We start from the raw sequence: 14055 nt of genomic DNA, 5'->3' as shown, positions 1-14055 counted from the left end.
TAGATTATTACTGAATACAGTAGTATTACAACATAAGATAAATGAAAACGTTTTAGTTTAAAATACAAAAAAATCTTACAAGCAAATGGTCGCTTGTAAGATTTTTAAATGTTATTTTTGTCTAGATTTCTGAGCGATATACGTCACTTCTTTTTGTAAAGTATTCGTTCTTTCTTCTAATAAAGTCATAATTTTAGCGATTTTTTCACTTTTCTTCATATCACTTGGAAAGTCGTTTGGATCAATCGGATCTCCAAATTTAATAAACGACTTTTGTCTAAATCCAAAAATTGATTTAACTTGTTTAGGTCCTTCAAAAGCAGCTGGTACAATCGGTTTGTTACTTAATACAGCAATCGTTGCAGCCCCTCTTTTTAATGGTGCTTCTCCTGTTTCTGCTCTATGACCAGATGGGAAGATACCGACACTTTTACCTTCATTTAATAATTTAACAGGTATTTTTAAAGTACTTGGACCTGGTTTTTCTCTATCAACTGGAAATGCATTCAATGAATGAAAGAACTTATCTGACCAGTCTTTCGAAAACAATTCCTTTTTAGCCATATAATTAATTTCTGTAGGATATAAACTTAAAGCTAACATGATCACTTCTACATATCCTGTATGTGTACATGTAACGATATAAGGTTCATCAGGAACTTTTTCTTTGTCGATTGCTACAATTTGTTTCCCGAATTTTTGAAAAATAGTATGTAAAACAGTACTCGCAAATTTATACATTTAATGACCACTCTCTTCTTAATGATATACATATTCTATCATTGTCGTACTTACGTAACAAGTTTTCATACAAAATATTGTAACAATTTAAAACGACCATATCATTAGCTTTTTAAAAGAATTTCTATAATAATTATTTTATGGACAGTGTTTAAGGAGGCAATACAATGGATCAAAATCAAAATGAGGATCAACAAAATATTAATAAGACAACTTCAAATGGTTACTATTACAAACAAAAAAATAAAATCCCTTGGTATCAAAGTTGTCTTATCCCATTTATTTCTGGTATTTTAGGTGCGGTATTAATACTCGCATTATATATCGGCGGGACTAAAATAGTAGATGTATTTAGCAATTATAATGATGAAGCAAATATTACAAAAGCACCAGCTAATGAAAAAGGTGGCAATATTAAAGATAATAAATCAAGTAACAAATCCGTTTCTAAAATGATTGAAGATGTTTCACCTTCAATTGTAGGTGTTATAAACAAACAAAAAGCAAGCGGACTAGAATCATTTTTCGGTGGTAACAACTCCGAGGATTCAGATGGGTCTGGTGATTCAGAAGAAACGGGAACAGGTACAGGCGTGATTTATCAATCTAATGGTAATAGTACTTATATCGTAACGAACAACCATGTTATAGAAGGTGCAAATGAAATAGAAGTTCGCCTTCACAATGATAAATCAGTGAAAGCCAAACTTGTCGGTACAGATGTTATGACAGACTTAGCAGTATTAAAAATAGAAGGCAATTATAATATAAAACCAATTAAATTCGCAGATTCATCTAAAGTTAAAGCTGGTGAAACAGTATTTGCTTTAGGTAACCCATTAGGTGTAGAATTTGCAAACAGTGTGACTCAAGGTATTATTTCTTCAGAAGAACGTACGATGAATGTACAAACTTCTCAAGGTGGTACAGAAGCAACAGTTATTCAAACAGATGCTGCCATAAACCCAGGTAACTCAGGTGGCGCATTAATCGACTTAAACGGTAACCTTATCGGTATTAACTCAATGAAAATTTCAAGATCAGATGTAGAAGGTATCGGCTTTGCAATACCAAGTAATGAAGTAAATAATATCATTAAAGATATTATGGATGACGGTAAAGTAACACGACCTTATATCGGCATCAGCATGATTTCAATAGATGATATACCAAACCAATATAAGAAAGAATTAAATCTCACTACAGATAAAGGTGTTTACATTTCTGAAGTAGATAAAAAAGCAGACAACGGGCTTAAAAAAGATGATGTCATCACAAAAGTAGACGATAAAGATGTATCAGACGTTTCTGATATTAAAAATTATATCTACACTGAGAAAAAACCAGGTGACAAAATCACAATCAAATACATTAGAGATGGCAAAACACATACAACAAAAATCACATTGAAAGAACAAAACTAATTCAAAAAAGCATGCAACTCATATTGAGTTGCATGCTTTTTCTATATACATATTTCAAACTAGAATCCTCTACCTGCGCCACCGCCAGAGAAGCCGCCTCCTCCGCCGAAGCCACCTCCGGAGAATCCTCCACCTGAGAAACCGCCACCAGAACTACCTGATGAGCCTCCAAAGATAAATGGACCAGTCATACCGCGTCTTGTACCTCTTCTATTTCCACCTCTTGGAGGTCTACCGCCTCCATTTTTGAAGTAAATAATGAAGAATACAATAATAAATATGATAAAGATGATAAATGGTATTTTTCCTAACCCACTACTTTGTGGTTCGTCTTCTGTGAACTTTTTACCATCGTATCCGTAACTTTTAGCTACTTCATCCCACACTGCATCATATAAATTTGTTAAACCTTGACTGTAATAAGCGTTTGCTTTTTTAGTATCTTTAGTTTGAGCAGCTTTCTTTTGGTAAGGCATGAATTTAGAATCGATCAATTCCCCAACTTTAGAGTCATTGAGGACACCTTCAAGTCCATCTCCAACTGCTATATCAATACCTCTATTATTGTTCTCATTACCGTTATCCATATTTAATAGGATAACAATCCCACGATTATGCTTTTGGTCACCAACTTTATAGTGTCGCCCCGCTTCTAACGCATAATCTTGGCGAGGTGTTTGACCTATTGATTTCATCGTCATTAACAAGATATCTGCATCTGTTCCATCTTGTAATTTTTGACCTTTTTGATTAATTTTGTCTTTATCTTGATCAGACATTAATTTAGCATGATCTTGTACAAATACAGGCTGTTCTAACTTAGGAAATTTATCATCAGCTGCATGTACGACATAACTTAGTGAAAAAAAGCTAACAATAAGCAAGACACAAAATCGTTTAAACATTGATTTCATTAAGATTCGTCTCCGCCAAAGTCAACTTTTGGTGCATCTTTAGCTTCACCTTTGGCTTGGAAATATTCTTTCTTATCAAAATTAAACAATCCTGCTACGATACTAGATGGGAATCTACGAGTAGCTTGATTATATTCATTAATAGATTCATTATAATCTTTTCTAGCTACTGCAATTCTATTCTCAGTACCAGCTAATTCGTCTCTTAATCCTGTAAATTGCTTATCTGCTTTTAAATCTGGATAATTTTCACTGATAGCAAGTAAACGACTTAACGCACTATTAACTTCTCCATTTGCTTCTGCTTTTTCTTCTGGCGTATTCGCACCTGCTAATTTACTACGTGCATCTGATACATCTTTAAATACTTTTTCTTCATGTTTCGTGTAACCTTTAACTGTATCAACTAAGTTAGGAATTAAGTCAACACGTCTTTGAAGCTGATTATCAATATTAGATAATGACTTATCCGCTTCTTCTTCAAGTCCAACTAATCTATTGTATGGACCGATCATAAATAAGCCAATAATAACAATTACTGCTACAACAACAATAATTGGTCCTAAATATTTTTTCATTAAATGTCTCCCTTTCTTGTTATAAATAAATGGTCTTCTTTATTATACAATAAATACCATATGTATGCGAAAAAAGACTGAGACAAACATCGTTGTCTCAGCCATTATAACTCATAAATATTAAACGTATTTAACCATTGTGTATTTCTTTTTACCTCTTCTAACAATTGTAAATTCATCATCTATTTTATCTTCGCTTGAAATCTCGTGGTTAACATCTTGAATACGTTCACCGTTTAAGTAGATTGCACCATTTGTGATATCTTCACGTGCTTGTCGTTTTGAAGGAGAAACACCTGCTTCAATAATAAAGTCAACAAGTTGTACAGTTTCAGAACTTACTTCAGCTGTTGGCACGTCTTTAAAACCTTCTACGATTTCAGATTTTGTTAATGATTTAATATCGCCTTTAAATAGTGCATCTGTAATTCTTTTAGCTTCTTCTACAGCTTCTTCACCATGTATAAAGCGAACCATTTCTTCAGCTAATACTTTTTGAGCTTCTCTTAAATGAGGTGCTTCTTCAACTGTTTTTTCAAGTCTTTCAATTTCTTCTCTATCAAGGAAAGTAAAGTATTTCAAGTATTTCACAACATCAGCATCTTGTGAATTAATCCAGAATTGGTATAACTCGTAAGCTGATGTTTTACTTCTATCTAACCATACAGTACCTGATTCAGATTTACCGAATTTTTTACCATCTGCTTTTGTAACAAGTGGAATTGTGAAACCGTAAGCTTCAGTGTCACCGTACATTCTTCTCATTAAATCTAATCCTGTCGTGATGTTACCCCATTGGTCTGAACCACCGATTTGCATTTTACAATCATAATTACGGTTTAAGTATCCGAAATCAATTGCTTGTAAAATCATGTACGTAAACTCAGTGTATGAAATACCTGTTTCTAATCTTGTCTTAACAGAATCTTTCGCTAACATGTAGTTTACACCCACGTGTTTAGCGTAATCTCTTAAGAATGAAATTAAGTCTATTTCTTTTAACCAATCTTTATTGTTAACAAGAATCGCTGAGTCTTCACCTTCAAAATCAAATATTTTATGCATTTGATTCATGATTCCTCTTACGTTAGCTTCAACTTGTTCATCAGTTTGTAATTTTCTTTCTTCTGAACGTCCTGATGGGTCACCAATCATACCTGTACCACCACCGACTAAGACGATTGGTGTGTGTCCATGGTTTTGGAAACGACGTAATGTTAAATATGGTAATAAATGTCCAATGTGCAAACTATCAGCTGTAGGATCTGCACCACAATATATTTTAACTGACTCTCTATTTAATAAGTCTTCAATTTCTTGTTCATCAGTTTGTTGATAAATTAAACCTCTCCATTTTAAATCTTCTAAAAGTTCATTTGTCATTATATTTCCTCCTCTAAAATAGAATATAAAAAAGCACCCTCACAAAAAATGTAAGGGTGCTTGAATACACGGTACCACCATACTTATGATGTAAATACATCATCACTCTTTAATGTTACGTACATTAAAAACGTTGAACTTGTTGTTATAAAGGTGTATTCATCATTATCACTTTATCAGTTCGCAGCACCACTGACTCTCTTAAAAAGAAAATAATCACTACTTCTCCTTTAGTTCATTACCTTATGCAATTAATTACAAAGTATAATGCTAACTTTTTTAAAAGTCAACACTAAACATATATGTTATAATATTGATGATTAGATTGGAGGTAAAAATTTGAGTTCAAATCAGTCTAAAAACAAACTTAAAGAACAATTTAATCGTTCAAGTAAGAAATATAAAGATACTTTTAAAGAAACAAAATGGTCCCCAAAACTCATATTCCATACTACATACAATGTAATAAGCAATTTATTTTTCATTATTGTATTTATTAGTTGTTTATTATTAGCTTTAGGATTGGGTATTGGCGGCGGATACTTCGCAGGACTTGTCAAAGATGAAAAAGTAATGTCTAAAAAAGAAATGAAGCAACAACTTTATTCAATGACAGAAAGTACATCTGTTTATTTTGGTTCTGGAGAGTCACTTGGTCGATTAAAAAGTGATGTCCAAAGGGATGTTATTAAAGGGAAAGACATAAGTAAGAATGTTAAAAATGCACTTATATCAACAGAAGATGAAGACTTCTATAACCATAACGGTATTGTACCTAAAGCTTTTATAAGAGCATCAGTACAAGAAGTACTTGGTAGTGCTAATTCTTCTGGCGGGAGTACATTAACGCAACAACTTGTTAAGAACCAACTTTTAACTAATGAAACATCATTTGAACGTAAAGCTAAAGAAATGCTACTTTCAATGAATGTTGAAAAGAACTTATCAAAAGAAGAAATTATTGATAGTTACTTAAACGTCGTTTCATTCGGAAGAAATTCAAATGGTTCTAATATAGCGGGTATTGAAGCCGCTGCTCAAGGTGTATTTGGTAAATCAGCTAAGAATTTAAACATCGCACAATCTGCGTATCTTGCTGGATTACCACAGAATCCATACACATACACACCTTTCTTACCGAATGGTGATTTGAAAGATGATGAATCCTTGAAATACGGCATCAATCGTCAACACTATGTTCTGAAAAGAATGTATCAAGAAGAAAAAATTACGAAAAAAGAATACGATGAAGCATTAAAATTCGACATCAAGAAATCATTTGTTGATAAAGTTGAAGAACCTAATCAGAAATATCCATTCTTAACTGAAGAAGTTGAAAAACGTACTGTCGATATCCTTAAATATCATTTAGCTAAAGAAGATAATATTTCTAAGAAAGAACTTGATCAAACGCCAGTTCTTATGACGAAATATACTGAAAAAGCTAATCAAGCTATGCGAACTGAAGGTTACCGTGTAGATACAACGATTGAAAAAGATATGTACGATAAACTTCAAGAAGTTAAAGATAATTCTGGTAGCTACTCTTGGGATAGAGAAGCAAGTTATACAAACAGTGAAGGTAAAAAAGCTTCCAAAGAGTTCCAACATGAAGTCGGTGCATTATTAAAAGAAAATCAATCTGGTAAAATTCTAGCGTTCGTTGGTGGTAGAGATTACGAAAAATCACAAATCAATCATGCAACAAGTGCTAAACGTTCACCAGGTTCAACAATGAAACCATTACTCACTTATGCACCAGCATTTGAAAATGGATTAATCACACCAAACACTGCCCTACTGGATAAAAAATTCGACTTCCAAGGTTATTCACCTGATAACTACGATAGAAGAGAATTTGGACCAGTAACAGCAGATTATGCTTTAAGAAATTCTTTAAACTTAAGTACTTTAAGATTGTATAGCAATGTTCAAGACTACAAACCATGGGAAAACTTAAATAAAATGGGTATGACCGTACCTAAAGATATCCAAGATGGTTTAGCCTTAACACTTGGTACAGCAGACTTCACATTAGAACAAGATGTGAATGGTTACAGTACTTTAGCTAATAAAGGTGAATATAATGAAAGTTATATGATTGAATCTATTAAATCACGAGATGGTGAAGTGATTTATCAACACAAAAAAGATCCTAAACGTATCTTTAGTGAATCAACAACATATTTAACAACAAGTATTTTAGAAGGTGTACTTGATGACGGTTCAGGTTATCAAATTAAGAATTCATTTGACGGTAACTGGGCTGGTAAAACAGGTACATCACAAGATGCTAAAGATAGCTTGTTTGTAGGCTATACACCAAAAGTTACACTAGGTATTTGGATGGGTTATGACCAACCAATAACATTTGATGAAGACAGTCATTATCAATTATTTATGTGGAGAGATATGGTTAATGCATTATCTTCTACAGATAGAGAAAAATTAGGATACGATAGTGAATTCTCTAGACCTAGCACAGTTAAAGAAGACACAATTTGCCAATACACAAATTCTACAGGAAGCTGTAGTAGTGGTGAATCTAAATCTTCTACATTAATATCTGACAAAGTCGATACTTCGAATAAAGATATTAATTCTGACTATGTATTAAAACGACTAGGACAAGCAATTGATACAAACACATCATCAAAAGTTAAACCTAAAGAACGCGTCTCTAAAAATTCTAAAGAAGCTTGGTCATATAAATCAAGCAGCAATAATAGTAGTTCAAACAGCAATAGCAAGCCATCCAGTGGTACAAGCACCGCACCACCAAGTGGCAATAATTAGATAAACTTTCTAGTTCAAAATAAATAACACCTCATTTTCAGTGAAAATGAGGTGTTATTTTTTGTTGACTTATATTCTATTTAGAATAATCCTACTGCAGAACCGTCTTCGTTAACATCCATATTTAATGCTGCTGGTTTCTTTGGTAAACCTGGCATTGTCATGATGTCCCCTGTTAATGCTACGATAAATCCTGCACCAGTTCTTGGTGATAATTCTCTAATTGTTATATCAAAGTCTACTGGTGCACCAAGTTCTTTTGGATCATCTGTAAATGAATATTGTGTTTTCGCCATACAAACTGGATATTTATCCCAACCGTTTTCTTTAATTGTCTTCAATTGTTTTAAGGCTTTATCACTGAATTTAACAGATCTACCGCCGTATACTTTCTGAACAATTGTTTCTATTTTTTCTTCTATAGATAAATCCAAGTCATAAAGATGTTTAAAGGATTGTGGCGTTTCTAATACTTTTAATACTTCTTTAGCAAGTTCGACGCCACCTTTTCCGCCTTTTTCCCAAACTTCTGTTAAAGCTACTTTTACGTTATTTTCTTTACACCAATCTAAGACAACTTGTACTTCATCATCTGTATCGTGAATAAACGCATTAATTGCTACAACAGGCTCAACGCCAAACTGTTTAATATTATTGACATGTCGTTCTAGGTTTACGATACCTTGTTGAACAGCTTGAACATTTTCTTCTTTAAGATCAGTTTTTGCTACACCGCCATGCATTTTTAACGCACGAATAGTTGCGACTATAACAACTGCACTTGGATCAAATCCAGCTTTGCGTGTTTTGATATTTAAAAACTTCTCTGCACCTAAATCTGAACCAAATCCACTTTCTGTTACGACGATATCCGCTAACTTTCTAGCAGTATTCGTAGCAATAATTGAATTACATCCATGCGCAATGTTCGCAAAAGGTCCACCATGTACTAATGCAGGTGTGCCTTCTATCGTTTGTACAATGTTAGGTTTTAGCGCGTCTTTTAAAATAAGTGTTAAAGCACCTTCTACTTTTAAATCACGAACCGTTACGGGTTGCTTATCCACATTATAGCCAATTGTAATGTTAGCTAGATTTTCTTTTAAATCTTTAATGCCGTTTGATAAACAGAATATAGCCATTATTTCAGATGCAACAGTGATATCAAAACCATCTTCTCTTGGTACACCTCTTGTTGGACCACCTAAACCAACTACAACTTGACGTAACTCTCTATCATTCATATCAAGTACACGTTTCCATTCAACTCGTCTAGAATCAATATTAAGTTCGTTACCTTGATAGATATGATTATCGATAAATGCTGACAACGCATTGTTTGCAGTCGTTATCGCGTGTAAGTCACCATTAAAATGTAAATTGATTTCTTCCATTGGTAAAACTTGTGCATAACCACCACCTGTTGCGCCACCTTTCATACCAAATACAGGACCAAGTGAAGGCTCTCTTAATGCGACCATTACATTTTGATTAAGTTGATTAAAGGCATCTGCTAATCCAACCGTTACCGTTGATTTACCTTCACCAGCTGGCGTTGGACTTAAAGCTGTTACAAGTACAACTTTACCTTTTTCCTCTAGATCATTTAGCTTTGTAATATTAACTTTTCCTTTATAGTGACCATAAGGTTCCAAAGCTTCATGAGAAATCCCCACCTTCTCAGCTATTTCACTAATTGGTCTTAAAGTACTTTGTTTTGCAATTTCTAAATCTGATAAATGACTCAACATCGTTCACTCCTTAAATTTATATTACAAATTAAATATTAAATGACATATCCTAACACTATTAGGATATACAATTCACTCATAAAAGTCGATATGTAAGCTACTTTTATTCAAATTTCCCGTAAAAAAGATCACGCCAATTATATGACGTGAACTTTATTTAAATTAATCTTCAAGCGTAGATAAGTCACCTGCTGGTAAATCTAATTCCCAAGCTTTAAGTACACGTCTCATAATTTTACCTGAACGTGTCTTCGGTAATTTATCTTTAAATTCAATCTCACGAGGTGCTGCATGTCCAGCTAATCCTTCTTTAACAAACTTTCTAATTTCTTCTTTAAGTTCGTCTGATTCTTCATACCCATCTCTTAAAGCAATAAATGCTTTAATAATTTCACCTCTTACTGGGTCAGGTTTACCGATAACACCCGCTTCAGCAACAGCTGGATGTTCAACAAGTTTAGATTCAACTTCAAATGGACCTACACGTTCACCAGCAGTCATGATGACATCATCAACTCTACCTTGGAACCAGTAATAACCATCTTCATCTTTATATGCAGAATCTCCTGAAACATACCATTCATCATTGATAAAGTAAGAATCATATTTAGGTTGGTTATTCCAAATTGTTCTCATCATTGATGGCCAACCTTTTTTAAGGGCTAAGTTACCCATTCTATTCGGTGGTAATTCATTACCTTGATCATCTACAATTGCTGCTTCAATACCTGGTAAAGGTTTACCCATTGAACCAGCACGTATATCCATAGATGGATAGTTTACAATCATATGTCCACCTGTTTCAGTCATCCACCATGTATCATGTACTCTATGATTAAATACGTTATGTGCCCATTTAATAACTTCAGGGTTTAACGGTTCACCTACTGAAAGCACATGTCTTAATGAAGAAAGATCATATTTACTAACAACATCATCGCCAGCACCCATTAACATACGTAGTGCAGTTGGCGCAGTATACCAAATCGTTACGCCATATGTTTGAATAAAGTCATACCAGCCTTCTGGCGAGAATCTTCCACCGACGATACAGTTTGTAACACCATTTAACCATGGACTAAAGATACCATATGATGTTCCAGTTACCCAACCTGGGTCAGCTGTACACCAATAAATGTCATCTTCTTTAAAGTCTAATACATATTTACCAGATATATAATGTACGATCATAGCCTCTTGAACATGTAATACACCTTTAGGTTGTCCTGTAGAACCTGATGTATAATGTAAGATCAATCCATCTTCTCGATCTAACCATTCAATATCAAATTCTTCACTTGCTTGTTCAAATGATTGATTGAAATCAATGTATTCATCACTTACATCGTCATCTACAACGACAATATGTTCAAGGTTTGGTAATTCATCTTTCGGAATTCTACCAACTAAATCGTTCGTCGTAATGATAACTTTAGCTTCACTATTTTCTAATCTGTCTTTAACTGCTTTTTCCATAAAGGCTTCGAATAATGGACCTACAATAGCCCCAATCTTCAAAGTACCTAATAAAGAGAAATATAATTCAGGTGTTCTAGGCATAAATATAAATACTCTATCACCTTTTTGTACATTCGCTTCATTTTTCAAGACATTTGCAGCTTTATTACTCGCGATTTGTAATTCTTTAAATGTATAACTATCTTGTCTATTGCTATCTTTATAATGAAGTGCAATTTTGTCCCCTTTACCATTATCTACATGACGATCTATACATTCGTAAGCCATATTTATTTTTCCAGTTTCACTCCAACTGAAATTCTTTTCGATATCTTTCCAATTATGATTTTTTACTGTTTCATCATAATCAGCAAGGTTATAAGAATCATTTAATGCTTCGTATACTTCGACTTTCATTTAAATCTCCCCTTTTATGAATGTAATCGTTTTCAATAAAGCCTATTTACATTATAATATAAATAGATGATACTTTTCAAAAAAATTTGATTATTCAAAATACATATTACAAATATAGAATATCATACTTAATGAAAGGAGGTACAACATTGAAATTCAAGAAGACTTTTATATCTGAAACTGTCCCCTATGATAAAGACACAGATATTATCGTTGAAGGACCTGTACATCCAGATGAATTACGGAACATGACTTTTGATGAAGGACTCAATAGTTTTAGAGTATCTAAAGAACAATTTGAAGCGATCATTGAAATTGCTGAATTACCAGAAGGAAGAATAATTATTGCACGTATTGATCAACATATTATTGGTTATACAACATACTTATACCCTGACCCATTAGAGAGATGGTCAGATGGTAATTTACCGTATATTCTAGAATTAGGCGCTATTGAATTGTCTTTAGATTATCGTAAATATGGTCTAGGTAAAAAAATGCTTCAACTTGCTATGAAAGCACCAGAAATGGAAGATTTCATCGTCATTACAACTGAATATTATTGGCATTGGGATTTAAAAAACAGTGGTTTAGATGTTTATCAATATCAAAAAATCATGCATAAAATGATGGCTGAAGGTGGATTAGAAGTGTTTGCAACAGATGATCCTGAAATTATTAGTCATCCAGCAAATAGCCTAATGGCAAGGATTGGACAAAATATTCAACAAGAACAAATGGAAGCATTTGATAAGCTCAGATTTATGAATCGATTTTTCTTTTAGAGGGGGTTTAAATTTATGTTAGTTGAAAAAATTATGACATCACCTTGTACGACAATACAAAGTGATAAATCTATTGAAGATGCTTTAGTATTAATGACACAAAAAGAAATTAGACATTTACCGATTGTTGATGAAGAAGATCATTTACTCGGTATTATTTCTGATAGAGATATAAAAATGGCACTGCCTAGCATATTATCTGATGACGAGCCCAATAAAAGTTTGTCATTATCTGTTTCAAAAATTATGAGACGCAATGTGATACGTTGCCATCCACTTGATTTTGTAGAAGATATTGCACTAGATTTTTATGAAATGTCTATCGGTTCAATTCCAGTTATTCGAGATAATAAAGTAATTGGTATCGTAACCCAAAAAGATATGCTCAATACATTTTTAGAACTTACTGGCGTGACTATGCCTGGTTCTATTATTGAAGTACATATTGATGATAAAGTTGGCGCACTTCATGATATTACAAGAATATTTAAAGAACAAAATATTGATATCTTAAACGTTCTTGCATATGCAGATCAACAAGATATTAATAAGAGATACCTGATGTTACGAGTGAAATCAATGAATCCAGAGAAGATATACAAATTATTAGAAGAACAAGATTACCATGTCATCTATCCGTTTGGTATAAAAAATGACTAATGTTAAATATGTATATTCTGAAGATTTATTGAAATATCGTTTTTCAGATAGTCACCCTTTCAATCAAATGAGACTTAAATTAACAACTGATTTACTCTTTGATTTAGGGGTATTAACCGAAGCGCATATTATTCCACCTCGGGTAGCGACTGATGAAGAACTTCAACTCGTACATGAACCAAATTATATAGAAGCAATAAAGAAAGCTGGCAATGGTGAATTACCATTAGAAGAATATGATAAATACGGATTAAATTCTGAAGACACACCACAATTTGTAAATATGCATGAAAATAGTGCACGTGTTGTTGGTGGAACTTTAAGTGCAGTAGATGCTGTTATGTCTGGAGAAGCAACAAGAGCATGCCATCTTGGTGGTGGCTTACATCACGGCTTTAAAGGTAAAGCGAGCGGATTTTGTATATATAATGACAGCGCTGTTGCCATTCAATACATGCAATCAAAGTATAATCAACGCGTCTTATATATTGATACAGACGCTCATCATGGCGATGGCGTACAATGGTCATTTTATACAAACGAAGACGTCATGAACTATTCTATACATGAAACTGGTCGATACTTATTTCCAGGCACTGGTGCGTTAACAGAACGCGGTGATGGTAAAGGATTTGGAACCACAGTCAATGTACCATTAGATGCTTATACAGAAGACGATTCATACATAGACGTCTTTAAAGATACAGTAGAAGCCGTTTGTAAAGCATATAAGCCAGATGTCATACTTAGTGTAAATGGTGTGGATATACATTATTTAGATCCACTCACACATTTGAGCTGCACACTTGATACATTGTATAAAATACCTTATATCGTTAAAGGTTTAGCAGACAAATATTGTGATGGCAAAATCATTATGATTGGTGGCGGTGGCTATAATATATGGCGCGTTGTACCTAGAGCGTGGTCACATGTATGGTTTGCACTAAATGACCTACAAACACCTGAAGGCTCGCTACCAGATTCATGGTTACAAAAATACCAATCACACGCACCATTACCACTACCTTCAACTTGGATAGATGAAAAAGAAGACTATACTGAAATACCAAGAAGAACAGAAATAACAGAAAAAAATAATAATACTAAATTAAGAATATTAGACTGGTTTAATTAAATATTAAAAA

Annotated in this window: 11 protein-coding genes and 1 other annotated feature; of the genes, 5 read left to right on the top strand and 6 right to left on the bottom strand. The window is 33.4% G+C overall.

Annotated features, from left to right (window positions below):
* Positions 1 to 111: 111 nt before the first annotated feature.
* Entirely contained in the window at positions 112 to 741 is a 630-nt protein-coding gene (locus LQ622_RS04115) for a lysophospholipid acyltransferase family protein (RefSeq protein WP_126477584.1), read from the bottom strand.
* Between the two features lie 167 nt (positions 742 to 908).
* Here LQ622_RS04115 and LQ622_RS04110 point away from each other — a divergent pair, with 167 nt between their 5' ends.
* Positions 909 to 2165 (top strand): S1C family serine protease, encoded by a 1257-nt coding sequence (locus tag LQ622_RS04110; protein WP_239762025.1) that lies wholly within the window; start codon positions 909 to 911, stop codon positions 2163 to 2165.
* Positions 2166 to 2224: 59 nt separating this feature from the next.
* Here the strand turns inward: LQ622_RS04110 and LQ622_RS04105 are convergent, their stop codons facing one another.
* The 3 genes from LQ622_RS04105 to tyrS form a co-directional block, all read right to left on the bottom strand.
* The gene (locus LQ622_RS04105) at positions 2225 to 3079 is read right to left on the bottom strand and encodes a TPM domain-containing protein (protein WP_239762026.1); all 855 of its coding nucleotides are present in this window, start codon (positions 3077 to 3079) and stop codon (positions 2225 to 2227) included.
* Complete coding sequence (locus LQ622_RS04100; RefSeq protein WP_049318639.1) at positions 3079 to 3657, bottom strand: LemA family protein; 579 nt, start codon at positions 3655 to 3657, stop codon at positions 3079 to 3081. The genes LQ622_RS04105 and LQ622_RS04100 overlap by 1 nt, the downstream gene beginning before the upstream one ends.
* 120 nt (positions 3658 to 3777) lie before the next feature.
* On the bottom strand, positions 3778 to 5040 hold the full coding sequence (tyrS, locus tag LQ622_RS04095; protein ID WP_103361687.1) for a tyrosine--tRNA ligase: 1263 nt from the start codon (positions 5038 to 5040) through the stop codon (positions 3778 to 3780).
* 49 nt (positions 5041 to 5089) lie between these two features.
* Positions 5090 to 5279 (bottom strand) — a binding site (T-box leader).
* A gap of 100 nt (positions 5280 to 5379) precedes the next feature.
* On the opposite strand from tyrS, the gene LQ622_RS04090 reads away from it, so the two are divergent.
* Positions 5380 to 7836 (top strand): transglycosylase domain-containing protein, encoded by a 2457-nt coding sequence (locus LQ622_RS04090; RefSeq protein ID WP_107565170.1) that lies wholly within the window; start codon positions 5380 to 5382, stop codon positions 7834 to 7836.
* A gap of 80 nt (positions 7837 to 7916) precedes the next feature.
* Here LQ622_RS04090 and LQ622_RS04085 read toward each other — a convergent pair whose 3' ends face one another.
* Together LQ622_RS04085 and acsA are read right to left on the bottom strand one after the other, a co-directional pair.
* On the bottom strand, positions 7917 to 9584 hold the full coding sequence (locus tag LQ622_RS04085; RefSeq protein ID WP_239774726.1) for a formate--tetrahydrofolate ligase: 1668 nt from the start codon (positions 9582 to 9584) through the stop codon (positions 7917 to 7919).
* A 165-nt stretch (positions 9585 to 9749) separates the two neighbouring features.
* Entirely contained in the window at positions 9750 to 11462 is a 1713-nt protein-coding gene (gene acsA, locus LQ622_RS04080; RefSeq protein ID WP_239762028.1) for an acetate--CoA ligase, read from the bottom strand.
* A 149-nt stretch (positions 11463 to 11611) separates the two neighbouring features.
* On the opposite strand from acsA, the gene LQ622_RS04075 reads away from it, so the two are divergent.
* Genes LQ622_RS04075 through LQ622_RS04065 form a run of 3 tightly spaced genes read left to right on the top strand, consistent with a single transcriptional unit; the run spans position 11612 to position 14045 of the window.
* Complete coding sequence (locus LQ622_RS04075; protein WP_239762029.1) at positions 11612 to 12247, top strand: GNAT family N-acetyltransferase; 636 nt, start codon at positions 11612 to 11614, stop codon at positions 12245 to 12247.
* A 15-nt stretch (positions 12248 to 12262) separates the two neighbouring features.
* Positions 12263 to 12907 carry a CBS and ACT domain-containing protein gene (locus tag LQ622_RS04070; protein ID WP_075578034.1) on the top strand — a complete coding sequence of 215 codons (645 nt, stop codon included), beginning with the start codon at positions 12263 to 12265 and terminating at the stop codon, positions 12905 to 12907.
* Positions 12900 to 14045, top strand: coding sequence for an acetoin utilization protein AcuC (locus LQ622_RS04065; protein WP_204189080.1), 1146 nt, complete (start codon positions 12900 to 12902; stop codon positions 14043 to 14045). Before LQ622_RS04070 ends, LQ622_RS04065 begins: the two co-directional genes overlap by 8 nt.
* The last annotated feature ends 10 nt before the right edge of the window (positions 14046 to 14055 follow it).

It is taken from the genome of Mammaliicoccus sp. N-M50, from assembly GCF_022386995.1.
Taxonomy (GTDB): Bacteria; Bacillota; Bacilli; order Staphylococcales; family Staphylococcaceae; genus Mammaliicoccus; species Mammaliicoccus sciuri_A.
Note: the sequence above shows the minus strand (reverse complement) of the source record. Positions and strands in the feature narration are given on the sequence as shown.